Genomic DNA, 25,853 nt, shown 5'->3' with positions numbered 1-25,853 from the left:
ATATTTTATCCCGCAAAAATAGAATAAAAAGATATTATTTATTCTTTTTAAGTGATTTGTAAACGGGAATGAATACTAATGCTGCCGAAATGATAAGCATTACTATTGTTGGGCCGTCAATACGTTCGGCATATACCAATACTATATAGCAAAGCGCCACCCAAAGCAGGATGATGCAAACTATTTGTGATCTGGATAGCGGACGTTTCATTTACCTGCTTTTTTCTTGTCTACAATCGCGTCGATAACAGCTACTGCCGTAATGTTTACGATGTCGCGCACGGAGCTTTCGATGTCGGTAAAGTGAATCGGTTTGTTCAGTCCCATCTGTATCGGGCCGATGAATTCCGTATCCGGATCCATCGCCTGCAATAACTGATATCCTGCATTGGCAGAACTCAGGTTCGGGAATACCAACGTATTGACATCTTTGCCGTAGAGACGTGTAAACGGATATTTAGAGTCACGAAGTGTACGGTTCATGGCAAAGTTCACCTGCATTTCACCGTCAATGGCCAATTCCGGGTATTCTTTCTGCATGTATGCCACTGCTTCATGTACTTTAAGCGGGCTACCTGCCTGATCGGAACCGAAATTGGAGTAACTCAACATGGCAATCGCCGGTGTATGGTTGAAGAACCGGACAGTCTGGTCTGCTAATTTGGCTATATCTATTAAAGTGGAAGCATCCGGATGCCGGTTGATCAAAGTATCTGCCAGGAAGTAAGTTCCTTTTTTGGAATTCAGGATGTGCATGGTCCCGAAATGATTGTATTCCGGGCGGATGCCGATCACCTCTTTGGCTACTTTGATGGTATTGCTGTATTTGGTATACAATCCGGTGATGAATGCGTCGGCATCTCCGGTTTCCACCATCATCATACCGAAGTAGTTACGTTCGAACATTTTGTCATTGGCTTCATCGTAGGTGGCTCCTTCGCGGGCACGTTTCTGTGAAAGGATCTGTGCGTAACGTTCGCGGCGTTCTGCTTCGCGGTCATGGCGCAGATTGACGATTTCGATACCTTCCAGACTTAGGTCGAGTTCTTTTGCCAGTTTCTCGATACGTTCTTCGTTACCTAATATAATAGGATGGCAGATACCCTCCGCTTTTGCTTCTACGGCAGCTTTCAGCATGTTCGGGTGACCGCCTTCGGCAAATACGACACGTTGCGGGTGGCGGCGTGCCGTGTCATAGAGTTGGCGGGTAAGCTGGGATTCTTGTCCCATGAGTTCGCGGAGATGTGTTTTGTATCCATCCCAGTCTTCGATATTCTTACGGGCTACGCCGCTTTCCATAGCAGCACGGGCTACGGCGATGGAAACTTCCGTTATCAGACGTGGATCTACCGGTTTCGGTATGAAGTATTCCGGGCCGAACGTGAAATTGTTTACATGATAAGCTTCATTTACCACATCGGGTACAGGCTGCTTGGCCAGATTGGCAATTGCGTGTACGGCAGCTATTTTCATCTCTTCGTTGATCGCTTTTGCCTGCGTATCCAGAGCACCACGGAAGATATACGGGAAACCGATTACGTTGTTAATCTGATTCGGATAATCGGAACGTCCGGTTGCCATCAGCACGTCCGGACGGGCGGACATGGCATCTTCATAAGAGATTTCCGGTGTCGGATTGGCCAGGGCGAATACGATAGGAGAAGGAGCCATACTGCGTACCATGTCTTGCGACAGCACGTTGCCTTTAGACAGGCCTAAGAAAACGTCTGCTCCCTTGATGGCTTCTGCTAAGGTATGGATATCCGTACGGTCGGTGGCGAAATAACGCTTTTGTTCGTTCAGATCGGTACGCGCTTTGCTGATTACGCCTTTACTGTCCAGCATGACAATGTTTTCAAGGCGTGCGCCGAGTGATACGTATAGTTTGGTACACGATACGGCAGAGGCGCCGGCACCGTTTACTACGATTTTTACATCTTCAATTTTTTTACCGGCCACTTGCAAGGCATTTACCAGTCCGGCACTCGAGATGATGGCCGTTCCGTGTTGGTCATCGTGCATTACGGGAATGTCGAGTTCCTCTTTCAGGCGGCGTTCTATTTCGAAACATTCCGGAGCTTTGATATCTTCGAGGTTGATACCTCCGAAAGTCGGTGCAATGGCTTTGACAGCCTCGATAAATTTATCCGGGTCTTTTTCATCGACTTCGATGTCGAATACATCGATACCGGCATAGATTTTAAACAGAAGGCCTTTTCCTTCCATTACCGGTTTGCCGCTCAGTGCACCTATATCTCCCAAACCGAGGACGGCTGTTCCATTGGAGATAACAGCTACCAGATTGCCTTTGGCTGTATATTTATAAGCATCCTGCGGGTTCTTTTCAATTTCAAGACATGGTTCGGCCACACCGGGCGAGTAAGCAAGCGATAAGTCGGTTTGTGTACTGTAGGGTTTGGTTGGAACTACTTCAATTTTACCGGGTTTGCCCTGTGAGTGATAGAGCAAAGCGGCTTCTTTCGTTATTTTTGCCATGATAGTGCGTTTTAATAAAAGTTATCATTTGTCTGCAAATGTAGGAATAAAAGTTAGAAACTGTAGTCTATCTGTCATAAATTCTATTAAACTAATAACATAAAGGCACGAAAAGAAGAACGATACTTCTTCTTTTCGTGCCTTTATTGCATATTTATAACAAAGTTACTGTATGAATGTTTTCGGTCCGAGGATGTCGTACATGTCGCTTACATTCCGGGTACGCAGTATTTCTCCGTTAGGGGCATAAAAAAGCTGATATTTAATGTCTACGTTCGGCTGTCCCACTTTGATGACGATGATCGGCTCCCATTTCGGAAACTCTACGTAAGTTACATCCAGGACTTCCCAGGCAGCATAGTTACTGGCTGCAAAGGCATTATATACAGGAGGGGTAAGGCGGTCCGTACTTATCAGTTCAGTCTGTATCATCACCCATTGCGCCTGTGTGTTGAACCAGACATTTTTCTCAAGGCCGTTCATCATGAAGTCGGCACAGTAATAACCGTCATCCTGCGACCAGGCTATGTCCTTGGCATCGGGATACATCTTTTTGAGTGCGGCCTGTACATTGGCCGGTGAATATCCGGCAAAGGCGGTGGTGGTAACTGCCAGCATGGCCAGCAATATACCGAATTTTAATTTTATCATAGTTAAAACAGTTTGGGTTAAGTGACTTTTGCCGATTAGAACAGCCAACCGTGAGAATTTGTTTTCTATGTTACCGCCGGTTTATGCAACATTATAATGTAGAGGAATGGTAAAGTCTATATTTTGGCTATATAGAAGTCTATATTTTTGCCATATAAAAGTCTATACCTTTACTCTGTAAAAAAGGTATATTTTTATATGCATTGATTATCAATGCATTATTTCGGATTGTTGGATTCTCCGATACTGACTTCATTAACAGGCCGGTTTGTCGTTATGTACCTGCTGTTTTCCGGTAATCTCCCGGTGACATTCCTTCATACCGTTTGAAATAACGTCCTAAATAGGATTGGTCGGGAAAACCCAGACGATCGGCTATTTCCTGCATACTTAATTCGGTGGATTGCAGTAAGACTTTTATTTCAAGGATCACATGTTGATCGATGATCTGCTTGGCCGAGGCACCATTGGTAATACTGCGGCAGATTCCGGTGAGGTACTTGGTGGAGATACAGAGGCGATCGGCATAAAAAGATACCTCACGCTCCGTGAGACAGTTTTCATGAATGAGTGCGATGAACTTTTTGAAAAGTTCGTCCTGGCGGTTGTGACCTTCCATATCGTCGCGGGTAAAGAAACGATGAACTTTGTCATACACATCGAGCAGAAAGCTTTGCAGGTGATTGCGGGCTATCTGATAGCGGAAGTTATGGTCTTTATCGGCATAAAGGGAGATAGTGGCTTCCAGTAACCGGTTGATATTAGCTGTAAATTCATCGGGCAGTGTGAAGCAAGGTTTCTCTTTCAGAAAATGAAAAAAAGAGGGTTCGAGACGCAGACAAGCTTCACGAAACATATCACTGTGGGCTGCGAAATAAGAAACACGAAAATCGTTACTTTGTCCGGCAAGACTGATGACTGTGCCGGGGAGAAGAATCATTTGGGTATTTCGTATTATTTCATGTCGTTCAAGATCGATAAGTACCTGTCCCCAACCACTGTGGCAGAAAATAATAATCATACAGTCGAGTTTATACAGCCGACGGTGAAAAACTGCCAGATTGCTTGTGCCGGCTACGAACGGGCGTTCCCTTGAAAGGATGAGAGGGTTTTTATATTCCATAAGTAGTTCTTTATTTCACCTGCAAAAGTAGAGTTTTTTAGGGAATTTACGCTAATTTGTTCCAAAAATGAACAAAACTGTAAACAGTATGAAAAGTTTTCATCCGAAGAAAGCCGTTACCTTTGCCACGATCAAAAAAAGTAGAAAAATGGAGAATAGGAAATATAATTCAAGAAGGTTTGTCCTTGTATTTGCAGCATTGCTGTCGGCATTCGGCCCGTTTATGACCGATTTGTATCTGCCGGCTTTTCCGGAATTGATGGAATATTTCGGTACGACTACTTCCCTGATACAACTCAGTTTGACTTTTGGCGTGATCGGTTTGGCTGCCGGGCAGCTGGTTATCGGTCCGTTGAGTGATAAGTACGGGCGTCGTCGTCCGTTGATTTTATCTTTGACGGTGTTTGTAGTATCCACGCTTATTTGCTTATTATGCCGGGACGTGATTACATTTATCTGTTTCCGTCTTTTGCAGGGTATTGCTGCTGCCGGAGGAGTAGTGATTTCCCGTTCGATAGCTGTCGATCTATATGAAGGAAAAGAATTCACTCGTTTTTTTGCCATGCTGAGTGCTGTGCAGGGGTTGGCACCGATTGTAGCTCCTATTGCCGGTGGATTATTGTTAGGGATAACAGACTGGAGGGGTATTTTTGCAGTACTTCTTTTAATTGGTGTGGCGATCTTGGCGGCTGCTTTCCGTTTTCGCGAGTCGTTGCCCGAAGAACGCAGGCAAACAGGGAGTGTACTGGCCACTTTTGCAAATTTTCGTTCGGTGTTGGGTAATAAGCATTTTGTGTGCTACATGCTGATACAGTCGTTTGCAATGGGAGTATTGTTTGCATATATTTCCTCATCCCCGTTTATTTTTCAGACGGAATACGGGTTAACTCCGGTGATGTACAGCGTTTGTTTTGCTTTCAACGGATTGGCGATTATGACGGGAAATTTGATAGTTCCGAGATTTGGAAGCGAAGAACGGGCATTGGGTATAGGAGCCTGTTGTCTGCTGATAGCTTCGCTTGTATTGGCCGTTTGCCTGATGGGCGGCTGGTCTGTGGTTGCGATAGAAATAGGATTTTTGGTATTGCTTTTTTGTGTGGGCATGGTGCTGCCCACCTCTACCTCGCTGGCATTGGCATTGGAAAGAAAGAATTCGGGGAATGCTTCGGCGATGTTGGGATTCTTTCAATTTACTTTCGCCGGTTTGGTAGCTCCGTTAGTGGGACTGGGCGAGGTTTCGGTTGCTACAAGTTGGGTAATTGTCATAGCCAGTTGTGCAACGTGCGGATTGGTAGGGCTTTTATTAATGGCGACTTCTCATACTTTTTTTCAGAACACATCATATAAATAGTTTTTTTTTAATAGTTAGAACATGAAGAATCAGGTAAACAGATTGTTGCAAACGGCATTGGCCGTTTGCTGTTTGGTAGTGGCAAGTTGCCAGCAGGCACCTCCCGCTCAGGTAGAGGCAGAATACGAAGTAATGACCATCGCTCCGGCGGACAGAACGCTGACAAGTGTTTATTCTGCCACCATTCGTGGACGGCAAGACATTGAGATCTATCCGCAGGTATCCGGTTTTCTTACGAAGGTGTGTGTCACCGAAGGAGAACACGTACGTCAGGGGCAGACTCTTTTTATCATTGACCAAGTGGCTTACGAAGCTGCTTTGCAGACAGCCCAAGCCAATGTGAAGGCTGCTGAGGCCTCACTTGCTACGGCACAGTTGACTTATGACAGCAAACAGGAACTTTTCCGCCAGAATGTGGTTTCGGAATTCGATCTTAGTACGGCGCATAATTCATTGCTGACAGCTAAAGCCCAATTGGCGCAGATGAAAGCACAGGAGGTAAGTGCCCGTAACAATTTGTCATATACAGTTGTGAAAAGCCCGTCGAACGGGGTAGTGGGCACGTTGCCTTACCGGGTAGGGGCTTTGGTAAGTGCCAGCCTTCCGGAACCTTTGACTACCGTTTCGGATAATTCCGACATGTACGTGTATTTCTCTATGACGGAAAATCAATTGCTCAATCTTATCCGGCGTTACGGTTCCAAAGAGGAAGCGTTGAAGCAGATGCCCGAAATCGATCTGATGTTGAATGACAATTCGGCTTATTCGCAAAAGGGGAAAATCGAAACGATCAGTGGTGTGATAGACCGTTCGACAGGAACTGTGAGTCTGCGTGCCGTATTCCCCAATAAGGAGGGATTATTGCATAGCGGTGGTGCAGGTAATGTGGTTATCCCTGTTCAGAAAAACGGTGCGGTGGTCATTCCGCAGGCAGCGACATTCGAAATACAGGACAAAGTTTATGTCTATAAAGTGGTAGACGGCAAAGCACAGTCAACTCCTGTACAGGTAACCCGTGTGAACGGTGGTAAAGAATTTATTGTTGATGAGGGGCTTACAGCCGGTGAAGTCATTGTGACCGAAGGAGTGGGATTGCTCCGTGAAGGGACACCGATCAAGGCAAAGAATAATAATAAATAATGCGCTGATTTGCCAATATGCCAATGTGCCAATTAATGAATTAAGAGTGAAAGAATTAATAATGAATCGATGTGATGGCAATGGGATAATGTGGTAATTGGATAATGTGCTAAATAATAATTTAGATAGAACGATTATATGAATTTAAGAACTTTTATTGAGCGGCCGGTACTATCCGCCGTCATCTCCATAACGATTGTCGTTGTCGGCATCATCGGATTGTTCTCCTTGCCCGTAGAACAATATCCGGATATTGCGCCGCCAACTATTATGGTCTCCACCAGCTATTTCGGCGCCAGTGCAGAGACTTTGCAGAAAAGTGTGATTGCTCCGTTGGAAGAGGCCATCAACGGTGTGGAAGACATGACTTATATGACCTCTTCTGCTACGAATGCGGGATCGGTTACCATTACGGTCTATTTTAAACAGGGTACTGATCCCGACATGGCAGCGGTGAATGTGCAGAACCGTGTTTCTAAGGCCACCGGGCAGCTTCCGGCAGAAGTGACTCAGGTGGGTGTTACCACCAGCAAGCGTCAGACGAGTATTCTTCAGATGTTCTCTCTGCATAGCCCGGACGACTCTTACGATGAGGCATTTCTTGCCAACTATATCAGTATTAACCTGAAACCGGAGATTCTCCGTATCAGTGGTGTGGGTGATATGATGATTATGGGTGGTGACTATAGTTTGCGTATCTGGATGAAACCGGATGTGATGGCACAGTATAAACTGATTCCTTCGGATGTCACTGCCGTGTTGGCCGAGCAGAACATCGAATCGGCTACCGGTTCGTTCGGTGAGAATTCGGATGAGACTTATCAGTATACCATGAAGTTCAAAGGGCGTAGGGTTACTCCGGAGGAATTCGGTGAAATCGTAATCCGTTCTACAGACAATGGTGAAGTACTGAAACTGAAAGATATTGCCGAAGTGGAACTGGGACAGGAAAGTTATGCCTACAAGGGTACCACGGACGGACACAATGGTGTGTCCTGTATGGTTTTCCAGACGGCCGGCTCCAATGCGACGGAGGTGAACAACAATATTGATAAATTTTTGGAAGAGGCACGGAAGGATTTGCCGAAAGGGGTAGAGCTGACGCAGCTGATGTCATCCAATGACTTCCTTTATGCATCTATTCATGAAGTGGTTAAGACACTGATCGAGGCCATTATTTTGGTTATTCTGGTGGTATATGTGTTCTTGCAGGATATCCGTTCTACACTTATTCCGTTGGTAGGAATCGTTGTATCGCTTATCGGTACGTTTGCTTTCATGGCATTGGCCGGTTTCAGTATCAACCTGATAACCTTGTTTGCTCTTGTTTTGGTGATCGGTACGGTGGTGGATGACGCCATTGTCGTCGTCGAGGCCGTGCAGGCGCGATTCGATGTAGGCTACAAATCTTCTTATATGGCCAGTATCGATGCCATGAAGGGAATTAGCAATGCAGTTATCACCTCTTCACTGGTGTTTATGGCGGTATTTATTCCGGTATCGTTTATGAGTGGTACTTCCGGAACTTTCTATACCCAGTTCGGATTGACAATGGCGGTGGCCGTAGGTATCTCGGCTGTGAACGCCCTGACATTGAGCCCGGCACTTTGTGCATTATTGCTCAAACCTTATATTAATGAAGACGGAACACAGAAGAATAACTTTGCCGCCCGTTTCCGTAAGGCGTTCAATGCTGCTTTTAACGTGGTGGTAGAGAAATATAAGAATATTGTATTGTTCTTTATCAAACGCAGATGGCTGACATGGTCATTGCTGGTTTGTTCCATTATTCTGCTGGCATTCCTGATGAATACGACTAAAACCAGTCTTGTGCCCGATGAAGACCAAGGGGTTGTTTTTGTCAATGTAAGTACGGCTGCCGGTAGTTCGTTGAAAACAACCGATGATGTGATTACACGCATCGAAAAGCGTTTGGAAGCAATTCCGCAGGTGAAACATGTACAGAAGGTGGCCGGCTACGGATTATTGTCCGGGCAGGGTAGTTCGTTCGGTATGTTGATCTTGAAACTGAAACCTTGGGACGAACGTCCGGGGAAGGAGGATAACGTACAAGCGGTTATCGAGCAAGTCTATGGAAGTACGATGGATATTAAGGATGCTACCGTATTTGCCATTTCTCCGGGTATGATTCCGGGATACGGTATGGGTAATGCCTTGGAAATGCATGTGCAAGATAAACAGGGAGGTGATGTGACTACTTTCTTCCAGACTACACAGCAATATTTAGGTGCTTTGAACCAGCGTCCGGAGATTGCTATGGCTTACTCCACATTTGATGTGCGCTATCCGCAGTGGATGGTAGAGGTAGATCCTTCCAAGTGTAAACGTGCAGGCATCACTGCCGATCAGGTACTCAGTACTTTATCAGGATATTACGGCGGACAATATGTATCCAACTTCAATCGTTTCTCGAAGGTTTATAAAGTGATGATACAATCCGATCCTAAATATCGTCTGGATGAGGCATCGTTGGACAATACTTTTGTACGCATGTCCAATGGAGAGATGGCACCGCTCAGTCAGTTTGTGACTTTAACCCGTGTGTATGGCGCCGAAACGTTGAGCCGTTTCAATATGTACAATTCTATTGCAGTGAATGCCATGCCGGCCGAGGGATACAGTACGGGTGATGCCATGCGTGCCGTACAGGAGACGGCCGTAACAGCCTTGCCTAAGGGATATGGCTATGACTATGGAGGTATTACCCGTGAGGAAAATCAGCAGAGCGGTACTACAATTATCATCTTTGCCATTTGCTTCCTGATGATTTATCTCATTCTGAGTGCCCTTTATGAGAGTTTCATCATTCCGTTTGCCGTGTTGCTCAGTGTGCCGTGCGGTCTGATGGGTAGTTTCCTTTTTGCCCGTATATTCGGACTGGAGAACAATATCTATTTGCAGACAGGGCTTATCATGTTGATCGGTTTGCTTGCCAAAACCGCTATCTTGCTGACAGAGTATGCAGCCGAACGTCGTAAGGCCGGTATGGGGCTGATCGCTTCTGCCGTGAGTGCAGCCAAAGCCCGTTTCCGTCCTATTTTGATGACAGTGTTGACAATGATATTCGGTCTTTTCCCTCTGGTGGTAGCCAGTGGAGTAGGAGCCAACGGTAACCGTTCATTGGGAACCGGTGTCGTAGGCGGTATGTTTGTCGGTACGTTGGCATTGCTTTTCATTGTACCTTCGCTCTTCATTGCTTTCCAATGGCTTCAGGAAAAGCTACATCCCGTGCAGGCCGAACCGTCTCAGGATTGGCAGATTGCAGAAGAAAAGCAGGAAAGTGACCGGGAGAAAAGGGAAGCCGGAAAAGAATAATAAATAGAGCTAATTATGAAGATACGAAATATGAGAAAACAAATTTTATTGTTTGTAGCCGTTGCTTTTACATTGAGCAGTTGCGGCATCTATTCCAAATATAAACCTGTTTCGGAAGTACCGGACGGACTGTATGGCAGCACTGATGAGAGTGCTGCCCAGACAGCCGATACTGCCAACTTTGGCAATCTGGCGTGGCGGGAAGTTTTTTCCGATCCTTTTTTGCAGACATTGATTGATTCGGCGTTGGTTCGTAATACCGATTTGCAGACAGCCCAATTGCGGGTGAAAGAAGCGGAAGCGGCCTTGATGACTTCCAAACTCTCTTATCTGCCGTCTCTGTTTTTGGCGCCGGAAGGTTCTATCAGTAGTTTTGACGGTGCAAAGGCTACCAAGACTTATTCGTTGCCTGCTACTGCTTCATGGGAGATCGATCTCTTCGGACGTCTGACCAATGCCAAACGGGGTGCGAAAGCTGCGCTTCTGCAAAGCCGGGAATATGAACAGGCGGTACAGACACAATTGGTGGCATCGGTGGCAAACGTGTATTACACGTTGTTGATGCTCGATGCCCAATATGAAATTGCAACAGCTACCGAAAAAGCCTGGAAGGAGAGTGTGGCTGCCACCCGTGCCATGAAAGCTGCCGGCATGGTGACAGAAGCCGGACTGGCACAAACCGAGGCTACCTATTACAATATATGTACTACCGTGCTCGATTTGAAAGAGCAAATCAACCAGACGCAAAATAGCTTGTCATTGATTCTGGCCGAGGTCCCCCATGATATTCAGCGTGGTAAACTTGCCGGACAGCAGTTACCGGAGACTTTTGCTACGGGAATTCCTTTGCAGATGTTATCCAACCGGCCCGATGTGCGGAGTGCCGAACTTTCACTGGCACAGGCCTTTTATTCTACGAATGCCGCCCGTTCGGCTTTCTATCCTTCCATTACATTGGGTGGTAGTGCAGGCTGGACCAACAGTGCCGGTTCGATGATTGTGAATCCGGGCAAACTGCTGGCTTCGGTATTCGGATCGTTGACGCAACCCTTGTTTAACAAGGGAGCTAATATCGCCCAACTGAAGATAGCGAAAGCACAGCAGGAAGAAGCGAGTTTAGCTTTCCAGCAAACATTGCTTGCTGCCGGAAGCGAAGTGAATGATGCTTTGACGCAGGTACAAACTGCACGCAGCAAATCCATTTACTTCGACAAGCAGGTAGCTTCATTGGAAAATGCCGCCCGCAGTACCCGCTTGCTGATGCAGCACGGCAACACTACCTATCTGGAGGTCTTGACTGCCCAGCAGACATTACTCAATGCGCAACTCTCTCAGGTAGCCAACCGGTTTACCGAAATTCAAGGAGTTATCACCCTATATCAAGCACTTGGTGGCGGGCGAATGTAAAACAGGCAGAGAGGAGGTATTATGATGAAAGCCGAAACAACCCGTCGGCTTGTTGTTGATCATACGAAGCGAGAGATGATTCGTCAAGGTATCAGCCGTTTGACAATGGATATCATTGCTCAAGGGTTAGGGATGTCGAAACGAACACTTTACCAACTCTTTCCCAGCAAGGTCTGTCTTGTACAGATTTGTCTGGCAGACATTGCTGGGGAAAAAAAACGGACTCTGTTGGCCCGGGCAGATAATGACCGGTCGTGTGTGAAAACGTTGTTCGATATTGTTGGCGGGTATGTCGATCTGATGTATTCTATGGGAAGGGTGCTACTGACCGATTTGGCACAGGAGACGGATTACCAATCGTTCTCGAAGCGAGAAGAATATTTCTGGTTGCAGCAATTTGCAGATGTATTAAATCGTTGTAAGGCCTGTGGATATCTGCTTCCCGATGTCGATCCCGATCGCTTTGCGAATGATTTGCTTGTCCTTCTTTATGAGAATAGTTTGCGTGGTGCACGTTATACTACACAATGGTTGTTTTGTCAAGCGTTGTTGCGTGGTATATTCCGGACGAATGCTATTCCTTTGATTGATGAATATATGGAAGAACATGATCTTGCAGTACATGCCTGATCTCTTCAATATTTTAAAAAAGATGCAGCAACTTGATGCAAAGATGCTGCGTCTTTTTTTTATAGATTTTATTTCCTGAAATCAATAATGAATAAAACGCGCAGCCAATCGGCACATTAATAAGACAGCGCAGCCAATTGGCACATTGGCATATTGCCGCATTGGCACATTATTTATCCGTTTTCAGCTCTTTCAGTACACTGCATGTCAACGGTATGGCCAACAGGAAAGAAAGTAAGTCTGCCATTGCCTGGCACATTTCCACTCCTTGCAGTCCGAAGAAGCGGGGCAACAGGAAGATAAGCGGAATGAAGAACAGTCCTTGGCGTGCCGAAGAGAGTAGTGTGGCACGTACCGGTTTGCGGATAGTCTGCAGCATCATGTTACTCATAATGATCCATGAACCGAGAGGCAAGGTAATAAATTGCCATTTCAATGCTGCCGATCCTATGGAGACAACCTCTGCATCTCCTTTACGGAAAAGTTCTATCACATCCGGTGCAAAGGCAATTCCTGTGATTGTGACGGTCAGCAGAAAAATAAATCCTACTTTTACACAAAACCAGAATCCTTCCCGTACGCGACTGTTCAGTCCTGCTCCGTAATTGAATCCGCACACGGGCTGGAATCCTTGTCCGAATCCGATAAGGAAAGAGTTGATGAACATACAGACCCGTGTGACGATAGACATCCCGGCAATGGCGGCATCTCCGAAATTACCGGCCGCCACATTCAATAAGATAGTAGATCCCGATGCCAGGCCCTGACGAAAGAGGGAAGGGGTTCCTCCGTCGATAATCTCTTTGAAAAATCTCCAGGTAGGGGTGAAATGCTTGTATCGGATGATGATATTATTTCCCCGGCGTGCCATATACAGTAGCAGTGAGAAACTGCACATCTGGCTGATGATGGTAGCTAATGCCGCTCCCGATATCCCCATTCCGAAAGTGAAAATCAGTAACGGGTCCAACACGATGTTCACTACCGCACCGGTGACGATACCCACCATGGCATAGGCGGCATTTCCTTGAAAACGCATCTGATTGTTCAGCACCAGCGAAGCCGTCATGAAAGGTGCGCCGATCAGGATAATGCCTAAATATTTTTCTGTGTAAGGCAGGATGGTAGGGGTAGACCCCAATGCGACGGAGAGTGGCGTTAACAGCAACAAGCCGACAACGGCAATGACTACTCCCATGAACAGGGCAAAGAAAAATCCTGTAGCCGCCATTTTTTCCGCATTATCCGTTTCTTGTGCTCCCAACTTTCGTGAGATGTAGTTTCCCGATCCGTGTCCGAAAAAAAATCCCACAGCCTGAATGATAGACATGACGGAGAACACGATGCCTACTGCTGCTGTCGACTGTGTGTTGATCTTCCCGACGAAATAAGTGTCTGCTATATTATAAAAGGAGGTGACCAGCATACTGATAATTGTCGGTACGGCCAGTTTACCGATTAATCCCGGAATGGGAGCGGTAGTCATCTGTGTAAAATTATCTTTCTTCATCGCTGTAAGGCGGCACTTCCGTGTCTTTATCGCTTTGTAAATTCGTACAAAGATACGCATCCCTGCGGATATACGGGTGGCATTAGACGATCAGATTACGGTCTACTTCATCAAAATTACGAATAATTAGATAATCTGCCCAGTCGGAATAATCGTCATTATTTGAGTTGACGGCAATAATGCATCCTGCATCCGCATTCTTGGCCGCCTGAAGTCCGGCAACAGCATCTTCAAAAACAATTACTTCGTCCGGTTGTTTTCCAATCACCGACATGGCAATCCGGTAAATTTGTGGATCGGGTTTTCCTTTTATCTGTCCGTTGTTGTACACTATCCTGTCGTAATCGAACCATTTGCCTATTCCCAAATGCTCGAAGTAGAAGTCCACATTCTCTTTGTCGGAAGCGGTGGCAATGGTGAACGGAACCTTTCTTTCTTGAAGAAAATCGAGGAAGTCAGGAGCACCCGGTGCCAGCATCATTTCGGTTTCCAGGCATAATTGCCGGTATAAAGTCTCTTTTTCATCAACGAGCGCACGTATCTCTTCTGCCGGATGTTCGCGTTGGAAAAGACTGTTGAAAATATCCCTGTTATTCTTTCCGTGAAAGGTGGCGAAGAACTCATGATCGGACAAATGCATGCCCCGTTTTTCCAGAAACATGTTCCAAGCTTTATTGTGTAAGGGAGTATCCCAGAACAATGTACCGTTAAAGTCGAATATCACACCAGAGTATTTCATAACAGAATGGTTAGATGGATTTGGATTTATATATGCAAAGGTGGAAAAAGAAAGGTAGACGGGCAATGATATAAATCAAGAAATGAGGTTTCAATAATTTTTGTTTTCAATTATTGGAATTTTTTGTCGTATATGTTGTATGCTTATAACGGTTCTTATTGGCAGGAAGAATTTATTATTTTTCAAATACATAATAGTTGAAAATAACATGTAGTTTACCCGATAAAAACGTTAAAATTCATCTTTTTCTTTTATAATTGATTTTCCAGGACAATATATGTTAAATGATTACACTATTGTAGTTGAGTTGTGTTTTATTTTATTATTTTTATGATAAATTTAAAAAATAGGCAACCATGCTCACGTAGGGATACAAGTTCTCTTCTCTGAGCCTGTAATGAAAATGCTTCGGAGTGAATATAATAAAGTCCGACTATTTGTTTAGTTGACTTTTAATAAACGCCCAAACGGACTTACATAGCCTAAAATAGTCCTTTGACATGCAGATATTTGGAAAATCATCAACTTGATGAAGTTTATCCACATGCATCTGACATTAATCTACATGGAGCGCTTTAACAACCTCTGTAGCGGGTCTTTGTTGCTGCGCGTATGAAAACTATGGTTTCGAGCTCTTCCCTTAAAAACTCTTCCTTTTTTGTTTTATCCCGAAATGGGATTACGGTATTTGACATGAAGCGGTTATAATGAACCGCAGGCTTGTTTGAATTTTAACCGTCCACTTCTTGTGAACACTTATGAATATGTTTAACAATTTAAGTTTAATTATTATGAAACGATGTATTATTTCCGCATGCCTGATAATGGTGTGTTCTTTGGTGTTTGCACAGGTAAAAGTGGGTTCGGATGGTAAAGTAGCTATCGGAACTGATACTGCTGCTCCTTTATCCATATTAAGTGTGAATAGTAAGGGAGAAGCCGATAGCGATATTATTATCGAATCGACCAACTCGATGGCTCTGACGGCAATACACAATCCTACGGAAAGATTAACGGGTTGGGCAAGAGGCTGCAATACCGGTATTGCGTTGTCACCCCATACATTTAATGTGGGAACTTTGGGCTCTGCATATTCTCACTCCGCTTTAAGTAGTGGAAGGGGATTTGGTTTGTTCGGTACAGCAGGCAATTATACATCAGGTTACAACTATGGTGTTTTAGGAATGCTTTATGGAACTAACAATGGTGCAGGCATCTATGGTACTTCTGTTCATAGTGATTATGGTGTGCCGATAAACGGTCGTTATGCAGGTTATTTCCGGGGAAATGTGTATGTGACTGGTAGTATTTATAGTGTTTTGTTGACTCCTGCAACAACTTCGACCAATCTTTCAACTCTATCCGCCCAATCGGAATCGGAAGAAGGCACAATGACGAAATTGAGCCGGTTGAACACAGTTCAATATAATATGCAGTCTCCTTTCAATACGGCAGCCCCAGCTACTTTTATTGCCACTGATACGGTAGCTCCGGCTGTGCAGCTCTCGGCGGATGAAGCTCTGATTTATTCACGGGTTCATTATGGCCTTATTGCCCAAGAATTAAAGGAGGAATATCCCAGCCTCGTTTATGAAAACGAACAGGGAGATTTAAGTATAAACTATATAGAGATGATTCCTCTCTTGGTACAATCCATTCAGGAGTTGACGGTAGAGATAAACCGGCTGAAATCGAAAAGCCAATCTCCTCTCTCAAGAAGTGTAGATGAGGAAGATGGAGAAGTCGAGGACGGTCTTATGGATAAATTAGAATCCGAATTGTTTCAGAATACTCCCAATCCATTTAGTGATAATACTGTAATTAAATATGTCATTCCGCAAGATGCACAAAATGCTAACTTGCTAATTTATGATATGAATGGCAAACAAATCGAGCAATTTGTTTTAACTCAAAAAGGTATGGGATCTATTGTATTGGAGGGGAGTCATTTGGAAGCCGGAATGTACCTGTATTCTCTGATTGTTGATAGCAAAGTGATTGATGTGAAAAGAATGATCTTAACAAATTAATAGGATAAAAACTATGCCATTGTAATTGTAAAATTGTAATTCATGAATGATAGAATATTATGAATAAGATTATATGTTTATTATTGTTTACATTTTGGGGCATTTTATCGTATTCACAAAATGTAGTGACTGATGGTGTTATCTTCTCAATAGATGGAAAGACTCTGATAAAGTATCCTACAGACAAGTTCTATAAAGAATATATAATACCTGAAGGTACGGAAATCATAGATAGAAAAGCATTTGTAGGAGCTCAAATAGGGAAAGTGACATTGCCAACTACATTAACTCATATAAACGATTCTGCGTTTTATAATGGTCCATCTGATTTCATTCTTACAGGGAAATTCCCCATTATTGGAAATCGTGTTTGGCCCAATGATAGGCGTTTTGAAGTTACTGAGAGCAATCCTTATTGTCGAGTATCGGACGATGGTTTTGTTTATTCTAAAGATGGAAAAACTGTACATATAGTTCCTATAGATATACGTGGTTATTTAGAAGATATTGAAATAATTGATAGATATGCTTTTCAAGATTGTTACTTCCGTTATGGATATATGAAGATGGCGATGGAAAAGTTATCAAATTGAATATTTAATTAGTAATAGAATGTTATGAAAAAAATTACATGTCTTTTATTGTTTACATTTTGGGGTACCTTGTTATATTCTCAGAATATGGTTGTTGATGGGGTCACTTTTTCTGCGGATGGGAAGACGTTGATAAAATATCCGAAAGATAAAGTGGATGAAGAGTATGTGGTTCCGGAAGGGACACAGATAATTGAAACAGAGGCTTTTGATCAAGTAGAATTGTTGTCACATATTATTTTACCTTTTTCTTTAAAGGAGATAAGAAACAATGCTTTTTTTAAATGTTTTGTTTTAAAGGCTGTGACTTGGAGTAATTTTCCCTCGATTGTGGGTAGGGATATTTTTTACGAATCTCCAATACGGGAATTTTATGTGTCAGATGGTGCTGATTGTGTAGTGGTAAACAATGTTCTTTTTTCTATGGATCAAAAGAAGCTGTTACGTTATCCTCCAAGAAGAGAAAAATCACAAGAAGAATCTGAAAATCCTACATATTTCACAGAATATGTAATTCCGGAAGGTACTGAAGTAATAAATAGATTAGCGTTTGATAGAGTTTTTTTGTATAGTGTAACTTTGCCGTCAACTCTAAAAACAGTAGAGGAAGGTGCTTTTTGGGTAGAACCACGTGTGCCTGTCGGTAGAAATAATCAAGAAACCAATCGTGATAATGATTTTGATTGGGATTTGGAATATCGGGACATGGATGTAGTTGTTTGTAACGCAATTGTACCTCCTGTGCTGATTGGCTATCCATTTGCGAATACATACTGGACAAGATTGTATGTTCCTAAAGAGAGTTTCGATGCTTATTGCTATGCACCGGGCTGGATGAAGTTTAGGGATATAAATCACAAACTCAATCCGGCTTCAGTTAATGACATTTCATTATCTGGCTTGAGAGTTTTTTTAGATGGTGACAACTTGAATATAACGGGTATGCGGAAAATATCAGAAGTAAGATTATATGCATTAAATGGTATTTTATTATTAGAAGAAATCATAAATGATAATTCGTGTAATTTAAAAATAGATAATCTGTCACATGGATTATTACTCTTAGAGGTGGTTTATGAAGATGGAACAAGGGAAAAGATAAAACTCCATAAATAAATTGATTTATGAAAAAGATATTAGTTTGTTTGATAGCTATTGTAGTTGTCATGAATTTGAGTGCACAAGTGGAAGGTACGATACAATGGAGGCCTGAGATAGATTTTACTTATCAGGTAAATGGTGAATATGTAGAAATATCATCTGAAACCGGATATGTTGATGAACCGGGAATGCCTCAGATTCCATATTGTGTGAAAACATTTCTTATACCTGTGAATACTCAGCCAGCAATACAGATAAAGTATGTAAATAGAAAGTTACAAAAAAAGGATATTTTATTATATCCGGTCCAACCGCCAATTCCTATTGGAGAAAGTATCTTATCATGGGTAGAGCCCAATAGTGATATTTATAACTCATCGAATCCTTTTCCAGGAAAGTATGCCGAAATTGTATCAGATAGGATGGATTTTGGTTACCATCTTGTAACGGTGAGATTTTATCCAATTGAGTATATTCCTAAACAGAGGGAACTGTATACTTGTGATATTGCTTATTCTTTAACTTTTTCGATGGCTAAAAAGTTAGCTTCTACTTCAATAATAGAAAAGCAATCGGAATACTTAAGTCAATTAGATGAGGACTATATTCGATCAATTATTGATAATAAGGAGATGTTGTCAGAGATTACTCCGAACATAAAAGCATCTTTCAGAAAAGGGCGTTTGGGCGCAATGGTAAGCGCAGCAGAAAAAAATGCTAATTCAGATGTGGATAATTATCTGCCGGAGTATCTGATTATAACGAATGAAACGTTGAAAGAGAAATTCCGGATATTGGCTGATTGGAAAACTAAAAAAGGGATACCTGCTATTATAGAAACAGTAGAGGAAATTTCTACCACATATACAGGAAGTGATATTCAAGAAAAAATTCGTAACTATTTGGTTGATGTTAAACGTAACTATGGTTCTATGTTCGTATTACTTGGAGGAGATACAAATGTTATACCCGCTCGTGTAAAGAAATCAAGAGATTCAGATAATAAAGATTGGGTTGCAGTTGATTTTTATTATACTTGTGTAGATAATGGAAACTGGAATAAGAATGGGAATAATATATATTATGAAGCTGATAAAATAGATTTTGAAGATAGTAAAGATTGGGGAGTATCATTTAAATTAGGAAGAGCCCCGGTGGAAACATTAGAAGAGGCAGAGATATTTGTCAATAAAGTAATTCATTATGAAAAAGCAGATTTAAATATTGATTATTCATATATAAATAATTCGGTAGCAGCTGACGCCTTTATTTCTAAAAACGAAAATACCGGTTATTTATCTAATGAAAAAAGAAGTGAAATTGCAAGTTTTTATTCTGAGACAAATCTGAATCGTTGGTTGATTTATGATCATTATAACTGTAAAAGTAATATTGCTACTTGTAGTAATAAACATAGTGTATATGAAGATCAGTCCGGTAAAGGAGAAGAATTGAATAAGGTCCATTTTGTAAGCGCTTTACAAAATGGTGGAAATTCGGGTTTAAACCATTTTCACCTTGTTTATCACATGGACCATTCTTCGCCGGAAGGAATGGGAACTTCTTCTAAGGATAAGAATGAATCAATATCCAATTGGGATGTGGATAATTTGAATAATGGATATTATTATCAAATAGTTATGTCGGGTGGCTGTTCGCCGGCAGACATAACAAAAGATTGCATAGCGGAACATTTTATAAATAATCCTCAAGGTGGAGCTGTTGCATTTATTGGTAATGCCGATACAGGCTGGGCAAATGAACATGTTCATTTAGGCCAATTTTTGTCTGAACTTTATAAAACGTCTGCTAATGCGACCAATAGATATGATTTGTCCATTCTTCATCAGAAGGCACTTGAAAATATTAAATATAAAAATCTTAAATTAGCTAATTGTGCTTTGCATCTTTTAGGTGATCCTGAAATGCAGGTATGGAGTGATGTTCCAAAAACGATGAATGTTACATTAATGCCTGCTTCCTTAACAACGGGTGAGAATATGATAATGGTAAACATAAATGGTTTACCACAAAATGAAACTGCCAGAATTTGCATTCAAAAAAAGGATGAACTGTATATTGTTGATCAATTGGCTAATGGAAGTCATACTATTAATGTATCTGTACAGACATTGGGAGTTGTGAATATAACAGTCACTGCCCATAATTTCAGACCTGTGGAAAGAGATGTTCAAGTATCGCAAAATGGTAGTGAGTCTACTATTGCTGTTGAAGATCTAATTTACAATGATAAAGGAACTGGTGTAAGTATAGGAAATGGTGACGGACAATTGGATGCTGGGGAAACGATTGAATTGACTGTAAAATTGAGAAATACCGGAAACAGCGCATTAAATGGAGTAACAGCATCTTTAATAAGTACATCCGATGATATAGAGATCGTGAATGCTAATGCTACATTTGGGAATATTGCCGGTAATACTGCTGTGAGATCTGTCACTCCGTTCGTTTTCAAAATAAATAAAGATAGTGGTGAACATTTGAGAAATAACTCCAGTGGAATAAACTTGAATCTACAAATATCAGTAAATGGTGAAACTAAAATTCAACCGCTTAAGATAGATAATATTTATGCTCCTAAAATAGAAATAGGGAATCAAAAAATTACTTGGACGAGTAATGGAAACACTACAGTAGAAGCGGGTGAAACTGTGAAGATGAATATTGATTTAATGAATGTAGGACAGGCCGAAGCTACAGGACTGAAAGCTGTACTTATTTCGAATAATTTGCAGGTGTCATGTTCATCTACGCCAATCGTGTATCCTTCTATTGCCTTTTCTGAGACTAAAACAAATACAATTGCTTTTCAGTTCCAGACATCAAGCAGTTATGCGGGGATATTGAGTTTCACATTACAAGTAAGTAATGAGTATGGAAGGACTTGGAACTTTCCAGTAAATCCATTGTCAAGACCCTCTGTGATTAAAACATCGACTCTTGATTTTCAGCCTTATGCTTCTTCTATCAATGTGTATTGGACACCTGTCAAGGAGGTGGCCGGATATAATATATACCGTAGTGACAATGGAGAAAATGGCATTTATCGGAGATTGAATAGATTTCCATTGAAGGCTGCATATTATTTAGATGATAGCCTTGCCGAACGAACATTGTATTATTATAAGGTTGCAGCAATTTCAACAAACGGAAATGAAAGTGAATGGAGTGCGGCTTACCGGACATGGACTTCTTATCCGGTTGTTAGTCCATTCCCCAAAAGATTAGCTACCGGTGTTTATTCATCTGTATCTTGTCCAAATATTGCAGATGTGGATAATGACGGCAAACAAGAGATATTCTGGATCTATGAAGATCGGTATGATACTCATACAAGTTACATAATGGGATTTCGTCCTTCGGGCGAAGAGTTATATGATATCGATGGAAATGTGACCACGGTAAGTGGTTTTGCTAAAACACCAACAATGTTGACAGGGCAAGTGGCTTTTGGAGATTTGTCCGGAAATGGGGAACAAAATATAGTAGCATCTACTTGGGAAGATGATAAAAAATATCAGGAAAAAAGAGCAGTCTATTGTTATTCTCCGTTTGATAGGGATGGGGACCATAAACCTGATTTGTTGTGGGAAAAGCGAATTCCTTATTCAATGTTTCAAAGTCCGGTCATTGCCAATTTGGATGGTAGTGCCGATGGTACAATGGAGGTTATTGTAAAATCGCATCAAACTTCTGATATCTTTATTCTGGATCATGACGGAAATGAAGTGAGACGTTTGAATCCTAACGTTCATGTTACGAATGGAAAAGACCATAATCGTTCAGCTTTAACAGTAGCCGATCTTGATGGTGACGGTCAGATGGAAATAATAGCTTCGTATGATTCTTTAGGAATTTATATTTGGCGGCAGGATGGAACTCCTTTTACGACGAATCCGTTTTGGGGAGCAGGAATTCCCAGATTAGCTTCTGCTCCGGTGGTGTGCGATTTAAATGAAGATGGTAAAAAGGAGATATTGTTTTCTCAACGGCAAATGGCAGAAAGTAAGGTATTTGCTATTAGTTTGGATGGGGATAAAACAGTTGCAGGGTGGGATGGAAGTCAGACAATTCCGTATACAGTCAATGCTGTTGGATCTACTTTAGATCATACTTTATCAGTGGGTGATATAAACAATGACGGGCATTTGGAGGTGGTTATATTGGGGCATGAAACGGTAAAAGCATGGACACATACAGGGAAGCTTATTTTTAGCAAATCGATTAAAGGCTTATTTCCACAAGAAAATTATGCGTCTAATATGAATACTCCAATTTTGGCCGATGTGGATGGAGATGCTGTACCTGATATTGTATTCTGCTGCAACAATTATATTTATGCTTTACATAATGACGGTAGTGATATAATCGGATTTCCGATAATATCGGATGAGAAATTTTTAGATACTCCTTGCGTGGCAGATATTGATAATGATGGTAAAAGCGAGTTAATAGCCGGTAATGAACATGAATTGTATGTCTGGAAAACCGATGGTGTTCCTACGGCCATAGAGTGGGGTGTTAAGCGTGGAAATCCACAGAATACGAATGAATATTTCCCGACTGTTTGCCAGCCGACACTGATAAATTCCAATGAAGTATGGGACGGGGAATCACCCTGCGGAAATGTAGTGTTGCAGTCGGGGCGATTACTTATTCCTGCCGGTAAAACGATGGTGCTGAATAAAACTTTTTCTGTGATCGTCCGTTCCGGTGCTGTGCTTGAAGTAGATGGTGGAAGTATTTTGAATGCAAGGCTTGTCGTGCAAAAAGGCGGCACGGTCATCGTCAAGAACAATGGTTTAATCAAGTTACGAGCAGGCTCCGACTTTGACATGGAAAAAGGGGCTATACTTGATTTCTCTTTTGGAGCAATTGACATACCTTGATAAAAGAACAGAATCAGCAGTAGGATAAATATAATTAAGAGATGAACCACAAACACTATCGGTTCATCTCTTAATTTTTACTTGTCCTGTCTCTTTCCGTGAAATACTTATGCGTTCAGCGCTTGCTCTATATCGGCAATGATATCTTCGGCATTCTCGATGCCTACACTGAAACGGATGAGGTCGGGGCGAACTCCGGCTTCCATCAGTTGCTCGTCTGTCAATTGCCGGTGAGTATGGCTGGCAGGATGCAGTACACAGGTACGTGCATCGGCTACATGCGTAACGATGGCAGCTAATTTCAGCGAATCCATGAATTTAATAGATACGTCGCGTCCGCCTTTCAGACCGAAGGAGATGACACCGCAGGAACCGTTCGGAAGGTATTTCTGAGCCAGTTCATAATATTTATTACCCGGAAGGCCGCAATAGTTTACCCATGCCACTCGGTCGTCATTCGACAGGTATTCGGCCACTTTCTGTGCATTACGGCAATGTTGAGGCATGCGAAGGTGAAGTGTCTCCAATCCTAAATTGAGCAGGAAAGCATTTTGCGGGCTTTGTATACTGCCGAGGTCACGCATCAGTTGGGCAGTTGCTTTGGTGATATAGGCCATTTTACCGAATGCCTTGGTATAGGTCAGTCCATGATAAGATTCGTCCGGAGTACACAATCCGGGGAATTTATCGGCATGGGCATTCCAATCGAAATTGCCGCTATCAACAATACAGCCGCCTACACTCGTGGCATGTCCGTCCATGTATTTGGTGGTGGAATGTACCACGATGTCTGCTCCCCATTCAAAAGGACGGCAGTTGATCGGAGTAGGGAAAGTATTGTCTACGATCAGAGGTACACCGTGATTGTGAGCTATGCGGGCAAACTTTTCAATGTCGAGCACTTCAAGAGAGGGATTCGAGATGGTTTCGCCGAACAGGGCTTTCGTGTTCGGGCGGAAAGCAGCCGAAATCTCTTCTTCGCTGGCATCAGGACTGATAAAGGTAACATCGATACCGAGCTTTTTCAGCGTTACACCGAAGAGGTTGAATGTGCCGCCATAGATGGCTGAAGAACACACGAAGTGATCGCCTGCCTGACAGATATTGAATATGGCATAGAAATTGGCTGCCTGGCCACTGGATGTCAACATTGCTCCTACACCTCCTTCAAGAGCGGCTATCTTGGCAGCCACTGCATCGTTGGTGGGGTTTTGCAAACGGGTATAGAAATATCCACTGTCTTCAAGGTCGAAAAGACGGGCCATCTGCTCGCTGGTTTCATATTTGAAAGTAGTACTCTGATAAATGGGCAGCACACGGGGCTCACCCTTTTTAGGAGTCCATCCTGCTTGTACACACAGGGTTTCGGGCTTGAATTGTTTTGCCATAATTGTTATTGTAGTTACAGTTTTATTTCTTTAAAAAGTTATATCGATGCAAAAGTAGAGAAAATAATTGGTTTAAAACATTATCTTTGCGAGTGAAATATATAATAATGTACCAATGTGCTAATATGCCAATGTGCCAATTAAGAATGGGGACAATTGAATAATATAGCAATGAAACGGAATATATGGATCATTTGGCGCAGCTGATTGGTGCATTGGTATATTCTTTAATTTGTGCATTTGCCTATTAGTACATTGATTCATTGTCTATTATTTCATTCTTTCAATTGGTACATTAGCACATTGGCACATTATTTAATTGGCACATTGGCATATTAGCATATTGGCACATTATTTAATTGGCACATTATTTTATTATGAATAAATATTGTATTCTTCTGTTTTTCTGCTTTTTGTTTTCTGTATCTGCTTTGTGGGGGCAGCAGAAGGCGACTCCGAAACCCGGTGAAGGTATTTCTACTTTCCTGTTGCGGCACAATCGTGCACCGAAGAAGTATTATGACGATTTTATCAAATTGAATGAGGCTAAATTAGGAAAGGGGCAGACATTAAAGTTGGGAGTGACTTATTTGATTCCTCCTGTGAAAAAAAAGGTTCCGGCTTCTGTAACGACTGCCGGAAGCGCTGCCAAGAAAGAAAATACAGGAAAAAAACAACCGCCCCGGAAGACGGAAAGAAATGAGCCGCTTTTTGGAAAACTTCTGGCAAATGTGAAGGTGACTTCCAACCGGCTGGCAGGGGCGTGCTTTTATGTAGTCAGTGGGCATGGCGGCCCCGATCCTGGAGCTATCGGAAGAGTGGGAAAGCACGAACTGCATGAAGATGAATATGCCTATGATATTGCTTTGAGATTGGCACGTAACCTGATGCAGGAAGGGGCGGAAGTACATATCATCATTCAGGATGCAAAGGATGGTATTCGTGATGATGCCTATCTGTCGAACAGTAAGCGTGAAACCTGTATGGGTGCTCCCATTCCCTTGAATCAGGTACAGCGTCTTCAGCAACGTTGTGATAAGATCAATGCTCTGTATCGTAATGACCGGAAAAAGTATAAATATTGCCGTGCCATTTTTATCCATGTCGATAGTCGCAGCAAGGGCAAGCAGACCGATGTGTTTTTTTATCATTCCAACCGCAGGGCGGAAAGTAAGAAACTGGCAAACAGGATGAAAGACACTTTTGAGTCAAAGTATGGCAAGCACCAGCCCAATCGTGGTTTTACGGGTACGGTGAGCGGACGGAATCTGTATGTATTGACACGTGCTATCCCTGTATCTGTGTTTGTGGAACTGGGAAATATTCAAAATTCACTCGATCAAAAAAGACTGGTGATACCTTCTAACCGACAGGCACTTGCGAATTGGTTGATGGAGGGTTTTCTGAAAGATTATAAAGGGATGTGAATATAACAAGAACGGATAACC

General features: G+C 42.5%; 17 protein-coding genes. 10 read left to right on the top strand and 7 right to left on the bottom strand.

Annotated elements, in window-relative coordinates:
- Nucleotides 1-34 precede the first annotated feature (34 nt).
- The 4 genes from HMPREF1532_RS21390 to HMPREF1532_RS18090 all read right to left on the bottom strand — a co-directional run bounded on the left by HMPREF1532_RS21390 (nt 35) and on the right by HMPREF1532_RS18090 (nt 4,270).
- On the bottom strand, nt 35-211 hold the full coding sequence (locus HMPREF1532_RS21390) for a hypothetical protein (protein WP_005933230.1): 177 nt from the start codon (nt 209-211) through the stop codon (nt 35-37).
- Nucleotides 208-2,496 carry an NADP-dependent malic enzyme gene (locus HMPREF1532_RS18100; protein WP_005933229.1) on the bottom strand — a complete coding sequence of 763 codons (2,289 nt, stop codon included), beginning with the start codon at nt 2,494-2,496 and terminating at the stop codon, nt 208-210. Before HMPREF1532_RS18100 ends, HMPREF1532_RS21390 begins: the two co-directional genes overlap by 4 nt.
- 165 nt (nt 2,497-2,661) lie before the next feature.
- On the bottom strand, nt 2,662-3,147 hold the full coding sequence (locus HMPREF1532_RS18095; RefSeq protein WP_005933227.1) for a PepSY-like domain-containing protein: 486 nt from the start codon (nt 3,145-3,147) through the stop codon (nt 2,662-2,664).
- Between the two features lie 274 nt (nt 3,148-3,421).
- Nucleotides 3,422-4,270 carry an AraC family transcriptional regulator gene (locus HMPREF1532_RS18090; protein ID WP_005933225.1) on the bottom strand — a complete coding sequence of 283 codons (849 nt, stop codon included), beginning with the start codon at nt 4,268-4,270 and terminating at the stop codon, nt 3,422-3,424.
- A gap of 148 nt (nt 4,271-4,418) precedes the next feature.
- Here HMPREF1532_RS18090 and HMPREF1532_RS18085 point away from each other — a divergent pair, with 148 nt between their 5' ends.
- From HMPREF1532_RS18085 to HMPREF1532_RS18065, 5 genes are all read left to right on the top strand, one after another.
- A complete protein-coding gene (locus tag HMPREF1532_RS18085; RefSeq protein WP_025819778.1) occupies nt 4,419-5,621 on the top strand; it encodes a multidrug effflux MFS transporter in 1,203 nt (400 codons plus the stop codon).
- Nucleotides 5,622-5,642: 21 nt separating this feature from the next.
- Nucleotides 5,643-6,761, top strand: coding sequence for an efflux RND transporter periplasmic adaptor subunit (locus tag HMPREF1532_RS18080; RefSeq protein WP_005933221.1), 1,119 nt, complete (start codon nt 5,643-5,645; stop codon nt 6,759-6,761).
- 138 nt (nt 6,762-6,899) lie between these two features.
- Nucleotides 6,900-10,097, top strand: coding sequence for an efflux RND transporter permease subunit (locus tag HMPREF1532_RS18075; RefSeq protein WP_005933217.1), 3,198 nt, complete (start codon nt 6,900-6,902; stop codon nt 10,095-10,097).
- 30 nt (nt 10,098-10,127) lie between these two features.
- A complete protein-coding gene (locus tag HMPREF1532_RS18070; RefSeq protein ID WP_025819780.1) occupies nt 10,128-11,504 on the top strand; it encodes a TolC family protein in 1,377 nt (458 codons plus the stop codon).
- A gap of 21 nt (nt 11,505-11,525) precedes the next feature.
- A complete protein-coding gene (locus HMPREF1532_RS18065) occupies nt 11,526-12,134 on the top strand; it encodes a TetR/AcrR family transcriptional regulator (RefSeq protein ID WP_005933210.1) in 609 nt (202 codons plus the stop codon).
- 169 nt (nt 12,135-12,303) lie between these two features.
- Here the strand turns inward: HMPREF1532_RS18065 and HMPREF1532_RS18060 are convergent, their stop codons facing one another.
- Both HMPREF1532_RS18060 and HMPREF1532_RS18055 read right to left on the bottom strand, forming a co-directional pair.
- Entirely contained in the window at nt 12,304-13,644 is a 1,341-nt protein-coding gene (locus HMPREF1532_RS18060) for an MATE family efflux transporter (RefSeq protein ID WP_227096914.1), read from the bottom strand.
- An 82-nt stretch (nt 13,645-13,726) separates the two neighbouring features.
- Nucleotides 13,727-14,383 carry an HAD family hydrolase gene (locus tag HMPREF1532_RS18055; RefSeq protein WP_005933205.1) on the bottom strand — a complete coding sequence of 219 codons (657 nt, stop codon included), beginning with the start codon at nt 14,381-14,383 and terminating at the stop codon, nt 13,727-13,729.
- A gap of 791 nt (nt 14,384-15,174) precedes the next feature.
- On the opposite strand from HMPREF1532_RS18055, the gene HMPREF1532_RS18050 reads away from it, so the two are divergent.
- From HMPREF1532_RS18050 to HMPREF1532_RS18035, 4 genes are read left to right on the top strand one after another with little or no spacing between them, the layout of a single operon-like run.
- Nucleotides 15,175-16,413 (top strand): T9SS type A sorting domain-containing protein, encoded by a 1,239-nt coding sequence (locus HMPREF1532_RS18050; protein ID WP_005933202.1) that lies wholly within the window; start codon nt 15,175-15,177, stop codon nt 16,411-16,413.
- A 59-nt stretch (nt 16,414-16,472) separates the two neighbouring features.
- The gene (locus HMPREF1532_RS18045) at nt 16,473-17,006 is read left to right on the top strand and encodes a leucine-rich repeat protein (RefSeq protein ID WP_005933199.1); all 534 of its coding nucleotides are present in this window, start codon (nt 16,473-16,475) and stop codon (nt 17,004-17,006) included.
- Between the two features lie 24 nt (nt 17,007-17,030).
- Complete coding sequence (locus tag HMPREF1532_RS18040) at nt 17,031-18,122, top strand: leucine-rich repeat protein (protein ID WP_005933196.1); 1,092 nt, start codon at nt 17,031-17,033, stop codon at nt 18,120-18,122.
- Between the two features lie 8 nt (nt 18,123-18,130).
- Entirely contained in the window at nt 18,131-23,017 is a 4,887-nt protein-coding gene (locus HMPREF1532_RS18035; RefSeq protein ID WP_005933193.1) for a C25 family cysteine peptidase, read from the top strand.
- A 107-nt stretch (nt 23,018-23,124) separates the two neighbouring features.
- Here HMPREF1532_RS18035 and HMPREF1532_RS18030 read toward each other — a convergent pair whose 3' ends face one another.
- The gene (locus HMPREF1532_RS18030; protein ID WP_005933191.1) at nt 23,125-24,405 is read right to left on the bottom strand and encodes an O-acetylhomoserine aminocarboxypropyltransferase/cysteine synthase family protein; all 1,281 of its coding nucleotides are present in this window, start codon (nt 24,403-24,405) and stop codon (nt 23,125-23,127) included.
- A 377-nt stretch (nt 24,406-24,782) separates the two neighbouring features.
- Here HMPREF1532_RS18030 and HMPREF1532_RS18025 point away from each other — a divergent pair, with 377 nt between their 5' ends.
- Nucleotides 24,783-25,832 (top strand): N-acetylmuramoyl-L-alanine amidase family protein, encoded by a 1,050-nt coding sequence (locus HMPREF1532_RS18025; protein ID WP_005933189.1) that lies wholly within the window; start codon nt 24,783-24,785, stop codon nt 25,830-25,832.
- Nucleotides 25,833-25,853: the final 21 nt, after the last annotated feature.

Source organism: Bacteroides salyersiae WAL 10018 = DSM 18765 = JCM 12988 (assembly GCF_000381365.1).
Taxonomy (GTDB): Bacteria; Bacteroidota; Bacteroidia; order Bacteroidales; family Bacteroidaceae; genus Bacteroides; species Bacteroides salyersiae.
The sequence above is the reverse complement of the archived record's forward strand: the minus strand, read 5'-3'. Positions and strand labels throughout refer to the sequence as shown.

Bases quoted from the DNA above. Each gene is read 5' to 3' on its own strand.
- HMPREF1532_RS21390 (WP_005933230.1), bottom strand. From the start codon at position 211: ATGAAACGTCCGCTATCCAGATCACAAATAGTTTGCATCATCCTGCTT.
- HMPREF1532_RS18100 (WP_005933229.1), bottom strand. From the start codon at position 2,496: ATGGCAAAAATAACGAAAGAAGCCGCTTTGCTCTATCACTCACAGGGC.
- HMPREF1532_RS18060 (WP_227096914.1), bottom strand. From the start codon at position 13,644: ATGAAGAAAGATAATTTTACACAGATGACTACCGCTCCCATTCCGGGA.
- HMPREF1532_RS18045 (WP_005933199.1), top strand. From the start codon at position 16,473: ATGAATAAGATTATATGTTTATTATTGTTTACATTTTGGGGCATTTTA.
- HMPREF1532_RS18075 (WP_005933217.1), top strand. From the start codon at position 6,900: ATGAATTTAAGAACTTTTATTGAGCGGCCGGTACTATCCGCCGTCATC.
- HMPREF1532_RS18065 (WP_005933210.1), top strand. From the start codon at position 11,526: ATGATGAAAGCCGAAACAACCCGTCGGCTTGTTGTTGATCATACGAAG.
- HMPREF1532_RS18095 (WP_005933227.1), bottom strand. From the start codon at position 3,147: ATGATAAAATTAAAATTCGGTATATTGCTGGCCATGCTGGCAGTTACC.
- HMPREF1532_RS18085 (WP_025819778.1), top strand. From the start codon at position 4,419: ATGGAGAATAGGAAATATAATTCAAGAAGGTTTGTCCTTGTATTTGCA.
- HMPREF1532_RS18025 (WP_005933189.1), top strand. From the start codon at position 24,783: ATGAATAAATATTGTATTCTTCTGTTTTTCTGCTTTTTGTTTTCTGTA.
- HMPREF1532_RS18035 (WP_005933193.1), top strand. From the start codon at position 18,131: ATGAAAAAGATATTAGTTTGTTTGATAGCTATTGTAGTTGTCATGAAT.
- HMPREF1532_RS18070 (WP_025819780.1), top strand. From the start codon at position 10,128: ATGAGAAAACAAATTTTATTGTTTGTAGCCGTTGCTTTTACATTGAGC.
- HMPREF1532_RS18050 (WP_005933202.1), top strand. From the start codon at position 15,175: ATGAAACGATGTATTATTTCCGCATGCCTGATAATGGTGTGTTCTTTG.
- HMPREF1532_RS18030 (WP_005933191.1), bottom strand. From the start codon at position 24,405: ATGGCAAAACAATTCAAGCCCGAAACCCTGTGTGTACAAGCAGGATGG.
- HMPREF1532_RS18040 (WP_005933196.1), top strand. From the start codon at position 17,031: ATGAAAAAAATTACATGTCTTTTATTGTTTACATTTTGGGGTACCTTG.
- HMPREF1532_RS18090 (WP_005933225.1), bottom strand. From the start codon at position 4,270: ATGGAATATAAAAACCCTCTCATCCTTTCAAGGGAACGCCCGTTCGTA.
- HMPREF1532_RS18080 (WP_005933221.1), top strand. From the start codon at position 5,643: ATGAAGAATCAGGTAAACAGATTGTTGCAAACGGCATTGGCCGTTTGC.
- HMPREF1532_RS18055 (WP_005933205.1), bottom strand. From the start codon at position 14,383: ATGAAATACTCTGGTGTGATATTCGACTTTAACGGTACATTGTTCTGG.